This window comes from Acetobacterium sp. UBA5834, from assembly GCF_002435675.1.
GTDB lineage: Bacteria > Bacillota > Clostridia > Eubacteriales > Eubacteriaceae > Acetobacterium > Acetobacterium wieringae.
In genome coordinates this window covers 89,295-108,656 of record NZ_DJGY01000029.1, presented here as the reverse complement: position 1 = coordinate 108,656, position 19,362 = coordinate 89,295, and the positions used below count along the sequence as shown (strand labels likewise).

The 19,362-nt window shown below is 44.7% G+C and carries 13 protein-coding genes; 2 read left to right on the top strand and 11 right to left on the bottom strand.

Translation table 11 applies throughout. The features are described 5' to 3' along the window. Positions 1-186: 186 nt before the first annotated feature. On the bottom strand, positions 187-2,136 hold the full coding sequence (locus B3F51_RS06300) for an FAD-dependent oxidoreductase (RefSeq protein WP_286946110.1): 1,950 nt from the start codon (positions 2,134-2,136) through the stop codon (positions 187-189). Between the two features lie 306 nt (positions 2,137-2,442). On the opposite strand from B3F51_RS06300, the gene B3F51_RS06295 reads away from it, so the two are divergent. Beyond that, complete coding sequence (locus B3F51_RS06295; protein WP_148637809.1) at positions 2,443-2,817, top strand: hypothetical protein; 375 nt, start codon at positions 2,443-2,445, stop codon at positions 2,815-2,817. An 18-nt stretch (positions 2,818-2,835) separates the two neighbouring features. Continuing rightward, a complete protein-coding gene (rsmH, locus tag B3F51_RS06290) occupies positions 2,836-3,885 on the top strand; it encodes a 16S rRNA (cytosine(1402)-N(4))-methyltransferase RsmH (protein WP_070372121.1) in 1,050 nt (349 codons plus the stop codon). A gap of 219 nt (positions 3,886-4,104) precedes the next feature. On the opposite strand, the gene ftsH is transcribed toward rsmH, so the two are convergent. The 10 genes from ftsH to B3F51_RS06240 form a co-directional block, all read right to left on the bottom strand. Beyond that, entirely contained in the window at positions 4,105-5,919 is a 1,815-nt protein-coding gene (ftsH, locus tag B3F51_RS06285; protein ID WP_286946107.1) for an ATP-dependent zinc metalloprotease FtsH, read from the bottom strand. Positions 5,920-6,114: 195 nt separating this feature from the next. Further along, positions 6,115-6,687, bottom strand: coding sequence for a TetR/AcrR family transcriptional regulator (locus B3F51_RS06280; RefSeq protein ID WP_286946106.1), 573 nt, complete (start codon positions 6,685-6,687; stop codon positions 6,115-6,117). A 95-nt stretch (positions 6,688-6,782) separates the two neighbouring features. After that, a complete protein-coding gene (locus B3F51_RS06275; protein ID WP_286946104.1) occupies positions 6,783-8,339 on the bottom strand; it encodes an ABC-F family ATP-binding cassette domain-containing protein in 1,557 nt (518 codons plus the stop codon). 171 nt (positions 8,340-8,510) lie between these two features. Next, positions 8,511-10,898, bottom strand: coding sequence for an MFS transporter (locus B3F51_RS06270; protein ID WP_084633720.1), 2,388 nt, complete (start codon positions 10,896-10,898; stop codon positions 8,511-8,513). A gap of 22 nt (positions 10,899-10,920) precedes the next feature. Then, positions 10,921-11,358, bottom strand: a complete 438-nt coding sequence (locus B3F51_RS06265; protein WP_070372126.1) for a MarR family winged helix-turn-helix transcriptional regulator — start codon at positions 11,356-11,358, stop codon at positions 10,921-10,923. A gap of 244 nt (positions 11,359-11,602) precedes the next feature. Further along, complete coding sequence (locus B3F51_RS06260; RefSeq protein WP_286946101.1) at positions 11,603-12,685, bottom strand: uroporphyrinogen decarboxylase family protein; 1,083 nt, start codon at positions 12,683-12,685, stop codon at positions 11,603-11,605. Between the two features lie 569 nt (positions 12,686-13,254). Next, positions 13,255-13,815, bottom strand: coding sequence for a hypothetical protein (locus B3F51_RS06255; RefSeq protein ID WP_148637806.1), 561 nt, complete (start codon positions 13,813-13,815; stop codon positions 13,255-13,257). A 123-nt stretch (positions 13,816-13,938) separates the two neighbouring features. Continuing rightward, positions 13,939-15,267 (bottom strand): GNAT family N-acetyltransferase, encoded by a 1,329-nt coding sequence (locus tag B3F51_RS06250; protein WP_286946099.1) that lies wholly within the window; start codon positions 15,265-15,267, stop codon positions 13,939-13,941. A gap of 21 nt (positions 15,268-15,288) precedes the next feature. Next, positions 15,289-15,864, bottom strand: coding sequence for a GDSL-type esterase/lipase family protein (locus B3F51_RS06245; protein WP_286946097.1), 576 nt, complete (start codon positions 15,862-15,864; stop codon positions 15,289-15,291). 144 nt (positions 15,865-16,008) lie between these two features. After that, positions 16,009-19,086, bottom strand: coding sequence for a methyl-accepting chemotaxis protein (locus tag B3F51_RS06240; protein WP_286946095.1), 3,078 nt, complete (start codon positions 19,084-19,086; stop codon positions 16,009-16,011). Positions 19,087-19,362 lie beyond the last annotated feature (276 nt).

Genomic DNA, 19,362 nt, shown 5'->3' with positions numbered 1-19,362 from the left:
ATCATCAGATATGCTTAAGATAACACAACCCAAGAATAATGTCGATAAATTATTCCAACTTTCTTCCATGGCAACTGCTATCTTATTTATAATAAATGCAAAAAACCGCCAAATGGCGGTTTTTCTTAATATCAGATGCAACTTTATTTTGTTTACGCTTGGGTTCTTTGTTCAATTCTGGTCGAATTAGATATCCAGCGCTGCGTGGTAGCCCTGATAAATAGCCGTTGTGATGGTGGAGGCCTTAACGCAATCACCAATTTCAATAACATAGGGGGCACAGTCAACCAGGCTTTCGGCAAGATTGCGGAGCGGTTTTTGGCCCAGCGCACAGATCACGGTTGTTCCGGGAACCAGCACTTCCTTACCAGCAAGATCTTCACAGACAACACCCTGATCAGTAACTTTTAGCCCTTTTAATTCGGTATGAACGGTAATGCCGCATTTTTCGATTTCGTTCATCATCAGCGGACGGTGACGAAGATTAGCATCCGGTGCCAACTCTGCCCGCATTTCCACCAGATGAACCGGTTTACCTTCCCGGGCAAAATGGATCGCCGCTTCACAACCAGCCAGACCACCACCTAAAACAACCACGGACTCGCCAACCTGATCTTTTTTCTTATAGTAGTCGTTAACGATAATCACATTATCGCCATCCAGACCGGGAATAGCTGGCACGATCGGTTCCGAACCCACAGCGACTATCAGAGCATCAACATTTTGCTGATCGACATAGTCTTTGCTTACCGGCGTGTTTAAACGAATTTCAACGCCAGCGTCTCTGGCCAATTTTTCCAGGGTAACACCCAGTTCGTACATTTCATATTTGAATGGGATCGCCTGTTCGCCTTTGAGGATTCCACCCAAGGCATCGCCTTTCTCGCAAAGAATAACCTGGTGGCCACGTTTAGCTGCCGTTAGCGCTGCTTCCAGTCCGGCTGGTCCACCACCGGCGACCAATACTTTTACCGGATTGGCGGTGGGAATAATTTCCGTCCCATCCATTTCCCGACCAATTAGAGGATTAACGGTACAACGTCGAGTCGATGTCACGGCCCGTTCTGCCATACAGGTGAAGCATCGGAGACATTTAATAATATCCGCATCCTGATTGCTCATAACTTTTCTTGGCAGGAAGGGATCTGCCAGCAGTGCCCGAGCCATTTCAACGATATCAGCCTGACCGGAGGCGATAATTTCTTCCATCATCGCTGGGTCATTCAGTCCTCCCAGGGTTGCTACCGGAACCGAGACGTGTTTTTTGATTTCAGCAGCCAGATAAACATTTCGGCCATGGGGTTCAAACATCGATGGATGGGTCAGGCCAAAGCCGGTTTGATAGGTGCCAGCGGTTATGTGCAGTAAATCAACCTTTGATTCGACCATCTTGGCAATTTCCACCCCATCTTCCAGGGTGTAGCCACCTTCAAAGAATTCTGAGCCGCTCATGCGAAATTCGATTGGGAAACCGGGGCCAACTGCCGCCCGGACACTGTCCAGCACTTCGAGAGCCAAACGGGCCCGGTTTTCCAGCGGGCCGCCATATTTATCGGTACGATGATTGAAAAATGGTGACAGAAACTGGTTCAGTAACCAGCCGTGACCACCGTGAACCATGATCATTTCAAACCCGGCCCGTTTAGCCAATCCGGCCACCCGTCCGTAAGCGGCAACAATATCATCAATCAGTTCCTGGGTCAGTTCTTTAACCGGTTTGCCATCTGGACGGGTTCCGGCGCTGGGTCCCCATTGGGCCATGCCGCCTTTTTTATCCTTGTCAGTCAGATAGGTGCCAGCGTACTGTCCAGAATGAGATAATTCGACACTGGGAATGGCCCCATGACGGCGGATTGCGTCAGCTGTATAAGTAAAGCTGGCCAGTGAATCAACCGTTTGCAGATCAAGATGATACATATGGGATCCTTCGGTTTCAGGATGTACCACGCATTCGCTGACGGTGACGGTGGCAGCACCACCTTTAGCCCGCAGTTCAAAAAAAGCTTTTGATTTAGGTCCAATGGTACAATCGGCAGTTATATCAGTGCCTCCCATGGGTGCGCCAAACATTCTGTTTCTGAAAGTTACATTACCAATTTTAATTGGTTTACAAAGATTTGGATATTTTCGTTGCATTGTCAGTTCTCCTTTAATTTTTCGTTGGTTCCGTCAACAATAAGCGGTCAATTTGATAAAATTTTAACATGATCTTTTGCTGATGTCAATAAAATCATGTAAATATTTACATGTTTAAGATATATTTATTTTAATTGTGTGTAAACGTTGCCGATCGATAGCTGTTAACTATCAGTTTAATAGCCATATGATCATTCCTACCCAAATAAATCAACTTTGCTCGGATCTGCGCCAAAATCACAACGTTTTATCCTTGACGTTTACTGTAAAGATGGGTATCATTAAAAAAACGAAACGAGGCGCCTTATGATCCCAGAACAAATGCTAGAAAAAATCCGTAAACTCTGTAAAGACCTCGACGGTCTTTCTCAAGAGAGCTTTGCAAAAGGAATTAAAATGTATGCCGCCCAAAAAGCTGAATCTCAAACAATTAAAGTAAGTGGCGGCATCAGTAAAAAAGAATATGATCGACTTTCAAAAGTCCCGGAATATTGCGAGGCAACGGAGATCATCGCCGATACGCTAACCCTGTTGGAAGCTCTGGATAATCTGGAATGGGTTTATAACGACCTGATTCGGAAACTGTATCATATCCGACCAGAAATCCCTCAGACTCCCGACGATGAAGAAAACGTATATTCGTTGGAGCCACCGTTTACACGATCAAAGTTTTTAAATTAATGATTTTAGGAGTACTCCATGGATAGTCAAGAACCGAAACATCAGCGACGACCGCGCTATAAAGGTACACACCCAAAAGCATATAGAGATAAGTATAAAGAGCTGCAGCCCGAGAAATACGCAGATACAATCGAAAAAGTAATGCAAAAGGGCAGCACCCCGGCTGGAATGCATCGCTCCATTTGTGTTGATGAAATATTGGATTTCCTACAAATTACTCCCGGTCAAACGGGATTGGATGCAACCCTTGGTTTTGGCGGTCATACCCAGGCAATGCTTAGATGTTTAGGTGGTAAGGGACATTTATATGCCCTGGATGTGGATCCCATTGAATTGCCCCGCACCCAAAAGCGTCTGGAAGACCTGGGTTACGGTTCCGAGCTTCTAACCGTCCGGCAAATGAATTTCTCCGGTATTGATCAAATTGCTTTAGAATCAGGGCCCATAGATTTTGTTTTGGCCGATTTAGGGGTTTCATCGATGCAAATCGATAATCCGGAACGAGGCTTTTCATTTAAGTTCGAAGGGCCGCTGGATCTACGCCTGAATCCTGAAAAAGGTATTTCTGCCGCCGATCGACTAAAAACCATTTCTGAATATGAACTGGAAGGTATGTTTATTGAAAACGCTGACGAACCCAATGCCGCAGCAATCGCACAAGCTGTTATTTCCCAACGGAACAAAGGCATCGACATCAGAACAACAACTCAACTCCAGGAAATTATCAAAGATGCCGTGAAGTTCATTCCCGGTAGTAACAGCAAAGATGCCATAAAAAAGTCCTGTCAACGCTGCTTTCAAGCCTTACGGATTGATGTTAATGATGAATATGAAGTATTATATGAATTTTTAGAAAAACTTCCTTCGGTGCTGGCACCAGGTGGACGGGTGGCCATTCTTGCTTTTCATTCCGGCGAAGATCGCCTCGTTAAAAAATCCTTTCAACGTCTTTTTCGTGAAGGGATCTATCGTGAAGTCGCTCCCGGTCCAATTCGACCATCTGCTGTAGAGTGCAATACCAATAGCCGCGCCCGTTCAGCAAAATTGCGGTGGGCTATTAAAGCGTAGTTTATGAATCTGGCCTGGTTTGTTTAAAAAAATTTACCCCAGTTATAATCACGCTTCAGATTATAACTGGGGTTTTAAGTTGTGGGATAAGTAAAATTTAATTTTTTCGGCATAACGCTAAACCGTCTTAATGAGCTGTTTTGGCTTAAATTACTGCAAAAATAACAAGACCCTGCCGGACACAACTGTCAGACAAGGTCTTTCGACGCATAATTTTATCTAGGCCGCCTGGAAAATCGACTCAAATTCCGGACCATCAACTTTTTCTTTCTCAAGCAGCACTTCACCCAGCCGGTTTAGCTTGGTAATATTTTCATTAAGCAGCATCAGGGTTCGCTGATAAGCGTGATCAATAATCTCTTTGACTTCAGTGTCAATAATGCTGGCTATCTCATTGCTGCAATTTTTTGAGCCATAATCCTGGCCATCATAGGCCCCATCATTTTCAAAAATCATATTGGTTAGCTTTTCACTCATCCCATATTTGGTTATCATATTCCGCGCAATCTGATTCACCCGTTTCAAATCATTAGACGCACCGGTGCTGATCTCATTCAGAACAATTTCTTCCGCAGCACGACCACCTAAAGCGATGATAATTTCCTCGAGCAGTTGCGACTTGGTGTGATAGCTCTGATCTTCCGTTGGTCTGCTGGCGGTATAGCCACCAGCCATTCCCGATGGAATAATTGTAACCCGATCAACATTTCGACTTGAAGAAACCAGCTTGATGGCAATGGCATGCCCTGCCTCGTGATAAGCCGTTACTTTTTTGTCACGGTCACTCATCACATGGCTTTTCTTTTCCGGCCCCATCATCACCTTGAAAGCCGCTTCCTTAATGGCCTCATTGCCAATCTTTTTTTGGTGACCTCTGGCAGTTAACAAGGCCGCTTCATTGAGCAGGTTTTCCAGATCAGCACCGGTAAAGCCCGGAGTCAGTCTGGCCACTTCACCCAACTTCACATCTTCTGCCAGCGGTTTACCTTTAGCATGGACATTGAGAATCTGTTCTCTGCCGTTAATATCCGGTAAGCCAACTGTTACCCGCCGATCAAATCGGCCGGGTCGCAAAAGCGCCGGATCAAGTACATCCGGTCGGTTGGTAGCCGCCAGGATAACCACCCCTTCGTTGATGCCAAAACCATCCATTTCGACCAGCAACTGATTTAAGGTCTGCTCACGCTCATCATTTCCGCCACCGACGTTAGCCCCACGCTGCCTGCCAACTGCATCAATTTCGTCTATGAAGACAATACAGGGTGCATGTTTTTTTGCCTGTGCAAACAGATCACGAACCCGGGATGCCCCAACGCCGACATAAATTTCGACAAAATCTGAACCACTGATACTAAAAAACGGTACCTTGGCTTCCCCAGATATGGCTTTTGCCAAAAGCGTTTTACCGGTACCCGGCGGTCCGATTAGCAACACTCCTTTGGGAATTCTGGCTCCCAAATCAACAAATCGTTCCGGAGCCTTAAGAAATTCCACAATTTCCTCCAATTCTTCCTTGACTTCATCAGCGCCAGCAACACAAGTAAAATTGACGTTTTTATGATCATCCTCAAGCAATTTAGCCCGACTCTTTCCCATTGCTGTCACCCGATTGCCACCCATTCCACCTTGCTGCCGCTGATTTACCCCGAACCAGATTACCATCAGAAGTACCAAGCCAATGGTCGTCACGGCTGAAAACCACCAAGGGATTTCCATTGGCTTTGAAATACTAAATGACTGGATCAGTTGTGCATCCAATGCCTGGGTAAAGCGTTCGGAAGCTGAAGTGATGTCCGGTGGAACAACGACCTCATAAGTAGTGACGCCGCTGTTTTCATCTACAGCTGCATTGAGCTGAACTTTAGCCATCTCCCCTTCTAATACAATACTACCGACATTGCCCGCTTGAATTTCTGTCAATAACTCTGAATAACTCATGCTTTGAGGTTCATTTTTCACGGTGCTAAAAACAATTAATCCGGCAATAATCGTAAAAACAATCAAAAAAATGCCTTGTTTTTTAAGATATTTCAACGTTCAGCCTCCATTAATCTGATTGTCATCAACGACCTTTTGACGATTAAACTGATGCGATCATTTTTCGTATTTCCCTGAAACTTCACTTTCGTTTGACCTGCTTTCTTTATTTTTAAATGATTGATCATTTAATTAATTTTTAAGAAATAGCGCAATTGTTATTGTAGTATTGTTAACAATCACGCTTCTTTTTTATTTTTCGTTTACTAATAAGGTACTCTTGATCATTTCAATCATTTCCTGTAACAGTTCGGATCGTTCCGTTCTGGTTATATTATTATTTGCTGCAATCGCCTTGACTGGCTGGACAATCATCGCCAAAATATTTTCATGGTGATAATCTTTTATAATTTCCCGATGCTTCAAGTCGGCAACCAACTGCTTAATTTTTGTGTAACCATCGATTTCTGAACAACTCCCCACTAATGATGGTGAATTGGAAAACTGGTCAACAAAACTGAAAATTTCCTGATTGGCCTCAATATAGGCATAATAGCTTCCAATTAGTCCTTCAATGAGTTGATGATTGCTCATTCCATAATGAACCCGACTTAAGACAAAGCGACAGATTTCTTCGGCATATTCCCGGTAAATCACCTGAAGCATTATTTCCTTGCTGTCAAAATAAGTATAGACCGTCGCTGGTGAAACTCCGGCTGCCTTGGCAATTTTCGAAATCGACGTCCCATGAAACCCCTCCTCTAACGTGAGTTTTACGACCGCCGCCTTAATGCTTTTCTCTTTTTCATCATCTCTTTTTCGCAAGTGCCACCTCCTCCAGACTGTTTTAATAGTAAATGACCATTCGGCTATTGTCAATCTTATTACACAGAGATTTAAAAAATTAATTTTCTTTTAAATTAAATTGTTTTGGTGGTCCACTGGGAACAATCCCAGACTTCATTGACAAAGCTCTGATAGAATTCCGGTTCATGACAAACCATCAGAATCCCGCCGTTATAAGCTGCTAGTGCCCGCTGCAACTCGGCCTTGGCATCGGCATCAAGATGATTGGTGGGCTCATCCAATACCAGGATATTGGTTTCCCGGTTAATCAGTTTACAGAGGCGAACCTTGGCCTGTTCGCCACCACTTAAGACCTTGACCATGCTTTCGATATGCTTACGGGTCAGACCACATTGGGCCAGGGCTGAACGCACTTCGTTCTGATTCAGCGACGGAAACTCGTTCCAGACCTCTTCAATGCAGCTGGTGCGGATGTCCTGATCCATTTCCTGTTCAAAATAGCCAATTTTCAGTTTTTCACCCTGTTCAACGGTTCCGGCAACTGGAGGAATCAAGCCCAGAATGCTTTTTAACAGCGTCGTTTTACCGATGCCGTTAGTACCCTTTAAGACGATTTTCTGTTTCCGCTCCATCACCAGATTCAGAGGCTTGGACAGTGGTTCATCATAACCGATAACCAGATCTTCAGTTTCAAACACCCGGCGGCCAGTAGCTCCGGCTTCTTTAAAATGGAAGCGGGGTTTTGGCTTTTCCGAGGCCAGCTCAATGATATCCATCTTATCCAGTTTTTTCTGACGTGACATGGCCATGTTCCGGGTGGCCACCCGGGCTTTGTTTCGAGCGACAAATTCTTTAAGCTCAGCAATTTCATTTTGCTGTTTATTGTAAGCGGCCTGTTCCTGGGCTTTTTTTGCTTCCAGCACTTCCTGGAATTTGGCATAATTTCCTACATAGCGGGTCAGCTTCTGATTATCCATATGATAAATCAGATTAATAACTGAATCAACGAAGGGCAGATCGTGAGAAATCAGAATAAAGGCATTTTCATACTCATTAAGATAACGCTTTAACCATTCAATGTGCTGTTCATCGAGGTAATTTGTCGGCTCATCCAATAACAGAATATCCGGTTTTTCCAGCAACAGCTTACCTAACAGTACCTTAGTACGCTGACCGCCACTGAGCTCAGTGATATCCTTGTCCATGCCAATATCGTTAAGACCCAGAGCATTTCCCACTTCTTCCACCTTGGAATCAACCAGATAAAAGTCATGAAATTCCAGTAAGTCCTGAAGATCACCCACCTCTTCCAGACTTTTTTCCACTTCTTCGGGGCTGTCTTCCGCCATTTTTTCATAAAGCAAACCGATCCGGCTTTCAATCTCCAGCAGAAAATCGAAAGCTGAGGTCAACACATCCCGAACGGTCATCCCCGGCTGTAACACGGCATGTTGATCGAGGTATCCAATCCGGACATTTTTGGCCCATTCCACCTTGCCCTCATCCGGCATCAGCCGATTCGTAACAATATTCATGAAGGTTGACTTGCCTTCGCCGTTTGGCCCAATCAAACCGATGTGCTCTCCCTTTAACAACCGGAACGAGACCTGATTAAAAATCGCCCGGTCGCCAAATCCATGAGAAAGATTCTCGACATTTAAAATACTCATTCATTCTCCATTTCTTTTTTTCGCAATTAAAAACACTTCCAGATGTGTGTTGCGATCAGGAAGTGTTGATATTTATCCTTAGATTCTAACTTTATAAGTATAACATAATCGTCTTTATTATTCCATAGTTGAAAATATTGTTCTCATCTCTAAAATATTTTCTGAAAAATTTTAAAGTTCAACAACGGATTCCCATTGAACTTCCTCAGGCATCGACTTTTTTTGATAAAATCCCAGTAGCATCAATGCCAGCACCGAAGCAATGGCAACGGTCCAGTACACCTGTTTGAAGCCATAATTGAGGGTTTTCTGAAACTCATTTTCAAGCTCCGTTTTTTTGCTGTCAATCGCTGCCAGATAATCATTCTTAGAACTTTCAAAGGCTTCCGGCACGGCGTTCTTCATGATTGTCATCTGATTTACCATGGTCGTTAACTGGTTTTTTACATCCGCCATCGCATCAATGGCTATTCCCATCTGAGCCTGATTTGCCTGAGCCGAATCGCGTTGCTCTGACAAGCTCGCAATGGCGCTCTCCAACACCCAGATCTTGCCATCAAGATCGTCAATGGTTTTTACGTCGCTGAGCTCATCCAGTACAGTTTGCGGTAGCTGGTTGCGTACACTTTCCGGAATCATGCTGACCACATCCATCGGAGCTGCACTCATGGTTGCTGCTGGTGGCGGACCGGCCACTCCTGGTGGCATCCCGGCTGGTGTCGACACTGCCATTTGCGCCGCTGCTGCGGCCATCATTTCTGCCATCGTCACACGCAGACTTTCGAGCTGGTGAAGGGCCTCTTGCTGGGCCGCAAGCGCCGCTTCCATGCCATCGATGCCAGCGCTAATGCCATCATAACCAGTTCGCAGTTCGGCAATGTTGCCATCCAGTTGAGTAATCCCGGTATTAAGCCCATTGATGCCATTGTCGATGCCGCTATTAATCTCGGCAATGGTATCCGGCATCATAATTGCAAACATCCGGGCTGCAAAGGTTTTGCTGTTTTCGGTAATGGTGGTGACGTCCGACTCCTTCATCAGGGCCACCAGCTCCTCAGGAATATCGTTACCACTGTTTTCATTCATATTGATTTCAATCGTTTGCTTGGCCGTTAAATCCGGCAAGCTTACAGTCGCCAGCTGATCACCAATATTTTCGTTGCTTTTTAGCTGATTAAATTCATCTGTTAGCTCCTGAGCATAGGGTAAGGTTGGTACGCTCACCTCCGTTGGCAATAGATTCATGACGTTTGACTGCACCGACAACCCGGCATGGGCAATAAAACCGACCATAATCGCCGGGGCCACTGCCGTTCCAATCGATCGGATCAATGAGACTGTGGCCAGCGCCGAATTGGCCTCCGCCGCTTCGGTGTTGTCCAGCATCATATAGTTAATCGGGGTTCCCATGGTAAAGCCAATCCCCAACCCCATCAAAATCAGACTGACCACCACCGTCAGGATACTGGGATAATTAGTTGTCACAAAAATCAAAAAAAGTGAACCGATACATGAAACCAGAAAACCAAATCCGAGGGTTATTTTTACTCCAAATTTATCGATAAGCTTGCCCGAGAACGGAGCCCCGACGCCAGCAAAAAGACCGAGAATAATGACATAGTAACCACCTTTTCCAGCTGGTGTTTTCATCGCATTTTCACAAAACTGGGGAACAAAAATCATCCCCATGATAACCATCCCGGTGATAAATGACAAGACCAGGGTGATCAGAATATTGCTGTTTTTAAAATAGGCTAAGTTGATGACCGGATCTTCAGCTTTTTTCTCCACCAGAATAAAAATCGGCAGCAACAGCATAAAAATGATCAAGAATGGATAGACTGCCGTGCTGAGAAAGGTATTGGCAAAATCAAAGAAATCGATGTTCTTCAAACCATAAAGGACACAGAGAACCATGATGGTGACGATGGTGATTCCGCCGATATCGATTTTTTTGACATTTTCAATCCGGGTATTTGGCAGACAAATGAGTCCTGCCGCCAAAATAAAAATCGTAATCGGTACATTAATATAAAAAATATACTGCCAGTTGGTAGTTCCAGCCAAATCCAGAATGGCACTGCCAGCGGATGCACCAAATATATTGGCAATCCCATAAACGCCACCAACCAAACCTAAGGCCATGCCCCGCTTCTCTTTGGGAAAGGTGGTGCCAAATTCGGCAGTTGCCACCGGGACGATGCCACCACCACCGATGGCCTGAACTGCTCTCGCCACCAGCAGCATCGGAAAACTGGCGAAATTCTGAGCTAAACCACAAAATAATGAACCCAGACCAAAAAGCAAGATACTGAGAAGATAAATGTATTTTCTGCCAAAACGGTCAGCCAGCTTGCCCATTACCGGGATACTGGCCGCATAAGCCAGTGTATATATCGTTATCATCCAGATTCCGGTTTTATCGTCGACCATTAAGTTGGTTTGAATCACCGTTCTGGCCGGGGTAACAATGCCGGTATCCAGGGCGCCCATAAAAATCCCCAAAAGATATACGACCATGACCATGCCGTAGCTGATTTTTTTATTCTGATTTGTCATTTGATTTGCAGTCCTTCCTTTTTTACTGGTGGTCGATCGAGTCTTTTTCATTAATCCTGGCCACATTGTCAGCGATTTTTTTTGTGATCCTGCGATATTGTTGAATTTCTTCATCACTTAAGCCTTCAAAAAAAGACTGATTCCACTCCTCCAGTGCTGCTCCCATTTCTCCCAGGATACTTTGCCCCGCCGGGGCAATCGATATCAGGTTTTCCCGTTTATTCTCAGGATTCTGATGGCGCTCAATCAGGCCTTTCTCCTCCAGTTTTCGCAAAGTTTTGGCGATTGCGCCTTTATCCAGCATAAAATGCTGGGCAATGGCATCCTGATTAACCCCATTGTTTGAAGCTAAATACATCAGAATTACCTGTTCAGGAAAACCCACCCCAGAATTATGCAAGCGCCGTTCACAAAACACCTTGCTATGACGCACGATGATCGAAAGATTGTTCATTAACATTGATTACCTCACTCAGATATTTAATCTGTTGTCGTTGCAACTGTTGAATTGGCAACTATATTAACACAATAACCTGAGCCTGTCAACGATAAGATGATTTCATTTTTCAAATCATTATCTATCATTTCAAGTATGTGTTTTACAAAGAATCCTTTAGATATCCATTTCTAAAATAAAAATACTCCTTCCACAGCGTTATGATTAATAATTTAATCACCACACTGTAGAAGGAGCATGATCCCATTTAGTTGCTATAAAGAATTCGAGAATGTTTATATAATTCTTCTCTAAACGTTGGTGTCATGATCCCACCCAAAACTGCATAAACACTGATAAACGAGGATTTACCCGGTATACATACTTTGTCTGCAAATGTTCTTGCATATTCCCGCTGTTTATCCTCGCTGGTTGTGGCTGGATCAAAAATTTCTGGTATCATTCCTAAACATATCCGATCACCATACTTTTCAAAAAGCTGTAGGGTATCATTCATGTTTTGTGGACTCCATGAGTCCCATCCGGCATCGAGAATACACTGAATGCGGGATTCGATATGACCACAGCTATGAAGATCAGCCCACAGTCCTTTCGCATGAATATGGTCAGTCAGTTTTCTCATGTAAGGAACAATCATTTCCTGAGCGGTTGCTTCAGAAAAAAACGGCGATCGTTGTGACCCCCAATCATCATGTACGGTAAAACCATCAATGTGATCATAATATTCTACAAATTTATCCACAATGCGACACGCCAGATCAGTGGTCGCCTCAAAAATCTCTTTGACGGCCTCTGTCTGATCTTCATCAATCAGAGCTTCTGCCGCTCTTTCAAATCCCATAAACGAAATAAGTCGTTCAAACCACCATCCGTTAATCTGCCATGCCAGTACAAACCCGTTGCCATTCAAAAAAGTACCATTGTTAGCTTTGGCACTGCCTTCCCAATCCCAGCTATCAATGTCGGGAAACTGTAATACTTCTTTCCAGTCGTTGGCATCGCTTAAAATATGATTGCCGGGTCTCACCATGGAACCCTGGGCATCAGGAACATATTCCCATGGTATCCCGAACATGTCAATACCATCCTGAGGCGGCATCATATTCGCTTCAAATACAAAGGCTCTGGCAATATTATCCGGGATCACACTGGGACAAAACAAGGCCGACTCGTTTCCCAGACTTTCCCAGACCGGTTCTTTTTTCATGGTTCGTAAGTAATTTTCTTTCATCGATACTGGCGAATTGTAAACGGGGTCTGTGGTACCAAAGAAATTTGGTATTTCTGCAACAACCTGCAGTTCTTTCGAATCAAATGGTATTTTATTCATTGTTATTTTGCCTCCAGTTTCTAATAAATTTTATTGTCATTAATTTTTCCCGGTTCGGGATGTTGAGTGATGCGCCAAACGATTAGCTTTCTTGCGAAGATCATGATGATAAGAAGGGTAATAAACGTTTTCACAGCAAACAAACCTACCTGAGTGTCGTCATCATGGTGCCGAGTTTACGAAATACTCGTATAAAAACTACTACCTCAGTTGGTAATTCATCTTTAAAATCTAATTGAATGCGTTTAATTATTTTGTAACTTAACCGGTTAAATTTATATCATTGTATAATTTTACGATTTCAATGTCAATATATTTCCTATTAATTCTGTTTTATTCGTATATATTATTAATAATACTCTTCTTTACTATTTTTTTGCAAACTATAATATTAATTAAATTTATATAAAAAATAGTTGCCGTTACCTCGGCCGTAACGACAACTACTGCATTTTTTCTTTTCGGTATTTTGATTGCTGCTGTTCCCAACTGTGATCTTCTGACCAACGAACTTACTAATCAACTGACAATTGATTCAACGATTTGATTTTACCGGTAATTACAGTTCACTACCCTTTTCGATGCTTGCGTTTTGGGTTACTTCGGGCCAGATAAAAATAAAGCATCGCCTGAATCAGGGTGACCAGACCCATAATGATTTTTTCAAACCAGGTGCTTACGAATAGATTACCCAGAGTATTTAAACAAGCAAAGAAAAAAGACAGCCAGAGATATATTTTTGAAGCCAAATTAAACTGCCGATATTCAATCACCCCTGCAGCTACAGCAATTAACGGTAAGCCAAAGCTTACCACAATCACGCCGATGATCGACGCTTCAAAAAAGAGTACTGCCATTAAGATCAGAGCAAAAATCAACCAGCCGATATAAAATTTTTTATAAGCTTTGACCCGAACCAGCCCGGAAGCGGCCGCAACTACCGGAATGCCATAGATTATCATGACAATGCTGGTAGTCGCCGTGCGAACCGCCGCTTCATAGCTATCCAGCTGACCGCCGCTGATTGATTCATAAGGTAGAATTTTGAGAATGACGAGTAAAAATACCGCAATTGTAAACAGATTCAGAATAATAATGCCTTTACCCGCCGTTTTTCTGTTGAATTTCATCGTACCCTCCCTTGTGATTGTGACTTTAGGTAATTGCGTAATGAAAAAACATCGAACACTGCATTGTTTTACGCCCAGTTTTGCAATAACCTCGATTGTGATTTTGCGTACTGAACCGTACCGTCAAAAGTAATCTGGAAGCAGTGCTACCGAAACGTCCTTTAGTTGCTCCCAGCTTGCCTCACCGCACTTGACCATGCAGGGGCTTGTAAGGCTTTTCTGGAGATGTTCCGGGAGTAGTCGGAATCCCATTTTTTTATAAAAATCAGGATTGATATCTGAAAAGAGGAAGATGAACACCTCACCGTCTTTTTCAAGCTGTTGAATACATCTTTTTAGCAGAATCCCGGCATAGCCCTTACTGGTGTGCGGCTCGGGTGTCAACACCGAACCTAGGCCATAGGTAGAAATCCCCAGCACGGGTTCCAGCGTCAGAACAATCAATGAACTGACCAGATCACCCTCACGATCGATGACATAGCGTTTTCCAAAAGCATCTTCTTTAGCGTTGTCATGAATGTACTCTGCCAGGGTTCTATTTTTATGCCAGACCCGGTAGGCTTCTTTGAATAATAGCGTCCGCTCCGCTTCGGTTGCTTCCCGGATTATCATCTGTCGGGGTCCGGTTTTAAGATAAGCTTGCCACTCATCATAAATCTGACAAAGCTCTGCATCCAAATAGGTAAGAGCCTTTTCTTTAAGCGCATGGGGCACCCCATAATATGCTTCTGCAATGGCCCCGGTGATCGCAGCCAGGGTGTCGCTATCTCCCCCCACCGAAATGGCTGTCCGGATGGCATCCTCAAAGGATGCGGATTCCAAAAAAGCCTGAATGGCCTGAGGCACCGTTTCCTGACAGGTTTCATTAAACTGGTAGCTGTCCCGAATTTCATCAATGGTAAAATTCCAGTGATAGAAATAACCATCAATCCGTTCCCGAATGGCTGCTTTGCTGGCTCCATTGCGGGCCATGTAAATGGCTAAAACAGTCGCTTCCGCACCTTTTAAACCTTCCGGATGATTATGGGTAACCCGGGTAATTACTTCCGCAAGTATCCGGGCTTCGGTTTCGGATCGCGCCGCAAAGGCCGCCGGACTGATCCGCATGGCGGCGCCATTGCCGTAACTGTTGTAGGGCTGGGGATTATCACAAAAAACCCATTGCCCAAATCGACCACCATAACCACAATGAGGGTATTTCTGACCAATTTTCTGCATCCATTGTCGGCTTAAGCGTTCTACCCACTGATAGTATTCGCGATTTCCCAGCCCATTATCCAGAGGCAAACAGCCAGCTTGACCTGCTTCCATGATCGCTTTGGCAACCGCCAACGTCATGATGCTATCGTCAGTAACCTCACAGGCTCTGGTAAACAGGTCAAAGTCCTTGCTCCGATGATTATTAAATTCAAAACGGGAACCGACAATGTCCCCAATAATCGCACCCAGCATATTGCTCTCCTTGTTCCGTATTTATTTTGCGATGCCTGTTTTATCTAAAAAATCAATGACCTGATCCGCCATGAGACGGTGCCCGGCCGGACTCTGGTGAATTCCATCCAGATACAGATCGTTGTCACGCCAGTCGCCAGCAGCACTGAAATCCAGGGTGAAAAGTTGGGACGAGGTGGTATAATCCCGCAACCACTGACAATAGTCTGCGATCATCACCGCAGCTTTTTCAAAGTCAACCATCTCCCCGCCTTCTTTAAAGGTTACTGGCAGATGAATCGGTGGTGGTATCGCCACAAAAACCTGAATCCCCTTCGCTCTGGACTGATCAACCATGGCGGCCAAATTCTCAGCCGCCTGTTCCCAGCTGCGGTTAAAAAAGATATCGTTATAGCCAGCCATCAGGATCATCCCATCGGGTTTTGCCTGAAATACCTGTCGTTGAATCCGTTTTAGCATTCCGACGGTGGTATCGCCACTGACGCCCCGATTGACCAGTTGAATTCCCGTCTTTGTTGCTGCGATCACATGCCATTTATCTTCCCGGGACACCTGATAGCCAAAGGTCAGGCTGTCACCAAAACATATTATCTTCACCATTTTCTCCTTAGCCGCGTACTGCTCTTGCAGTTGTTATAGACTCAGTTTATCACAGCGCAATCGGTTTTACAATTACAGAGACCACCTTTTTCCAGGTGGTCTCTAAGGATTTATTATTCAATTGACGCTATGACTTTTTTGCTAAACCTTCCTGATTTTAAATTGATCAATCATCTGTTTCAGTAACACGGATTGTCCGGAAAGCTCCTGACTGGCAGCCGCACTTTGTTCGGCGGTAGCCGAATTCTGCGAAACAACCTGAGCAATCTGTTCAACCCCGGTGTTAATTTGGGCAATACCTGTGGCCTGTTCATTGGAAGCACCAGCAATATTCCCAATTAAGCTGGTAACCTTGCCGATGCCGGTGACGATTTCGTCCAGTGCTCCAGCGGTATCATTGGCTATTTTGGTGCCCTCCTGGACATTACTAATTGAACTTTCTATCAGAATGGTCGTCTCTTTGGCAGCTTCGGCACTTCTGGCGGCCAGGGTTCGAACTTCTTCGGCTACCACCGCAAAACCCTTGCCATGCTGGCCAGCCCGGGCAGCCTCGACGGCGGCGTTAAGGGCCAGGATATTGGTCTGAAACGCAATGTCATCTATAACTTTGATAATTTTAGAAATATCCTCAGACGATTTATTGATTTCCACCATTGAACGCTGCATCTCGGTCATCTGTTGATTGCCTTTTTCAGCATTGCCCATCACATCAGCAGCCAATTCTCTGGCCTTGTTGGCATCCACGGCGTTATTCTTGGTCTGATCAGCAATTTCAGCAATTGAAGCCGTCAGTTCCTGTATCGAGCTGGCCTGTTCGGTGGAGCCCTGAGCCAATGCCTGACTGCTGTCAGACACCTGATTGGCGCCAACATTGACCTGGTCAGCGGCGATGTTTATGTCACCCATGACCGCATTGAGTGAATCGATAATCACATTAAGGGCATTGGAAATGGTTACAAAATCGCCTCGGAAGGCTTGCGCATTTGCAATATCCAGATTTCCCAGCGACAATTGTTCGATCTTCTCAGTGATTTCGCCAACAACCTCCTCCAGTAGTGTGGCCGTGGAATTGACACTCTGCTTTAGTAAGGCCACATCGCCACGATAATCACCACTGATTCGAACCCGCAGATTTCCATTGGAAATTGCTGACATGATGTCTCTCACTTCGCCCAAGGGTTTGTTCAATTCTTCGAGAATGGCATTCATGCCGCCAACCACTTCCCGCCATGCGCCCTGGAAGGTGGTGGCATCGGCTCTGGCCTGAAGATTTCCATCAATGACAGCATTGGTAATCATATTGGCATCATCAATAAGGGTACCAATGGATTCCTTAACCAACATCAGGCTGTTATTGATCTCACTAAACTGAGCGCTGACTTCTTTGGTATATTCATCAGCGGCGATACAATTCATATCAAAATCAAGATCACCTTCGGCCAATCGCATCAGATTGGCACCAAGACGGGTGACTTCCGCTTTGGTATAGTCACTGACGCGAATCATCGGTGTGATATCCGTGATCACTTCGATAAAACCAATGTTCTCACCATTTTTGTTTTTTAAGTAGGCAGTCGCCTGTTTATTGCTGCGACCAACCCATTCAGAATAGCTTTCGGAGTCGCTCTGATCCACCAGTTGCCGGATTCCACAGCCTTGAGACTGACAAATACTGGTTCCGGCATTAAAACAATCCATCCCACAGGCAGAAAGTCGGTCAGGGATTACGCCCATCCGAATCATCTGCTCTTCAAACGCATGATTCATAAAGGTCCATTTCATATCATTGTCGGTCACATGTACCGGGAAGGGAATCCCATCGATGATTGCCTCATACCAGAACATCTTGTCTACAACCGTGTCCAGGGTCTGATTAACACCAGCAATCACCTGTGCATACTCGCCGGAGTGATTGTCCACCCTTGCCCGCCTGGTGAAATCTCCCTGGATGGCTGCGTCGGAGAGCATAATGGTATCAGAAACCAGGTTGCCGATCGATTCTTTAATTGAAACCATGCTGCTACCCAGCACATCTGCTGAGGATTTCGGCTGGATGTTAATCGATAAATCGCCTTTGGCCATTGCTTGGGCGGTTTCGGACTGTTCCTTGATGTTCTCGGCCATGTTCACAAAGGATCGGGTCAACTCACCGATTTCATCATCTTTGGCATCTTCAGCCATGGTTTTATCAATATTGATATCTCCCAACGCCAGACGATCAGCCGCAGCCGCCAGTCGGGTAATCGGTCGGATAAAATTCCGGGTTGAAGCCACAATGATTCCCAGGATCACGATCAGTCCCAGACCAAAAATCAGTAACATCATTGTCCGAATTCCTGAGAAGGTTTCACTAAACTCTGACCTTGGAAGCCCCGTCGCCAGTACCCAACCGGTATTACCGATTTCGGTGACATACCCCTGGCTTTCGATGCCCCCTGTTGTATAGGTGATCGGGCCGGTGGTCTTATCCATCAGTGCCGCAATGATATTTTCTGACATATCCGTATCAGCGAGCATGCCATTGCTGTAGTCTTTATTGGGATGGTCAAAAACCATCCCGCTATTGGTTGAAACCACAAAAAATCCGTCTTCGCCAATTTTATTTTCAGCAATGATTTCTTTGATCCGGTCAATGGAAACATCCACGCAGGTGGCCCCCACCAGTTCCTGGGTTCCCGGTTTGAATACCGGGGCAACCACACTGACAATGATCTTCTGGGTTGTGATATCCACGTATGGCTCCGAGATAAAAACCTTTTTTTGCGCTACCAGTTCTTTAAACCAGGGACGAATATTAATGTCATAGGATGGATCAGACACCACTCCGTCAGATTGGGTAAATTGACTGGAGTCGACGTCAGCAATCCAGGCTACCTGAATATTTTGGGGATCAGACGCTGCAACGTTTTCCAAATGCTGCTTAACTTCCGGAAAATTGGCTGTTGAAGTAATGCCCACCCCCGGCGTGACCTGATTGAACAGACTCTGAATTTCCGGACTTGCTGACAATTGACTGGCATCCTCCAGATATTTTGTAAAATATGTTTCGATTTGATTTGAAACCGACTCCGACCGGGCTGATAATTCATTAACCTTAATTTCAGCAATCGACTGATCCACCACATACAGGGCAATCCCGGCGACAACTGCGAAAATAACCGCAACTGGCACTCCTATTCCCATTAGCATCCGAACAAGTAAACCTCTCTTATGATTCATACACTTTTCCTTATGATATCCTCGATATCATTTTCGTCCTTTCTTCGTTGATATATTTTTGTAGTGTGACCGACCTAAAACCTTTTGTCATGATGTTACCATAAAATTGAAGGGTTGATTCTTCTCCAAACATTTTTTACATCCATTTAATATTTACTCGATTTATTTCTTCCAGTTCCTTTCAAAAAAGACAAAAATGAGCGCAACAAAGCCGCGTTAACGGCTTCATCGCACTCATCTAATGTCGGTTATTATTTTATTGAACTTATTCTATAA

What these genes read in the sequence shown, in the direction of transcription:
- B3F51_RS06300 (WP_286946110.1), bottom strand. Translation starts at nt 2,136, where the DNA reads ATGCAACGAAAATATCCAAATCTTTGTAAACCAATTAAAATTGGTAAT.
- B3F51_RS06295 (WP_148637809.1), top strand. Translation starts at nt 2,443, where the DNA reads ATGATCCCAGAACAAATGCTAGAAAAAATCCGTAAACTCTGTAAAGAC.
- rsmH (WP_070372121.1), top strand. Translation starts at nt 2,836, where the DNA reads ATGGATAGTCAAGAACCGAAACATCAGCGACGACCGCGCTATAAAGGT.
- B3F51_RS06275 (WP_286946104.1), bottom strand. Translation starts at nt 8,339, where the DNA reads ATGAGTATTTTAAATGTCGAGAATCTTTCTCATGGATTTGGCGACCGG.
- B3F51_RS06270 (WP_084633720.1), bottom strand. Translation starts at nt 10,898, where the DNA reads ATGACAAATCAGAATAAAAAAATCAGCTACGGCATGGTCATGGTCGTA.
- B3F51_RS06265 (WP_070372126.1), bottom strand. Translation starts at nt 11,358, where the DNA reads ATGTTAATGAACAATCTTTCGATCATCGTGCGTCATAGCAAGGTGTTT.
- B3F51_RS06260 (WP_286946101.1), bottom strand. Translation starts at nt 12,685, where the DNA reads ATGAATAAAATACCATTTGATTCGAAAGAACTGCAGGTTGTTGCAGAA.
- B3F51_RS06255 (WP_148637806.1), bottom strand. Translation starts at nt 13,815, where the DNA reads ATGAAATTCAACAGAAAAACGGCGGGTAAAGGCATTATTATTCTGAAT.
- B3F51_RS06250 (WP_286946099.1), bottom strand. Translation starts at nt 15,267, where the DNA reads ATGCTGGGTGCGATTATTGGGGACATTGTCGGTTCCCGTTTTGAATTT.
- B3F51_RS06240 (WP_286946095.1), bottom strand. Translation starts at nt 19,086, where the DNA reads ATGAATCATAAGAGAGGTTTACTTGTTCGGATGCTAATGGGAATAGGA.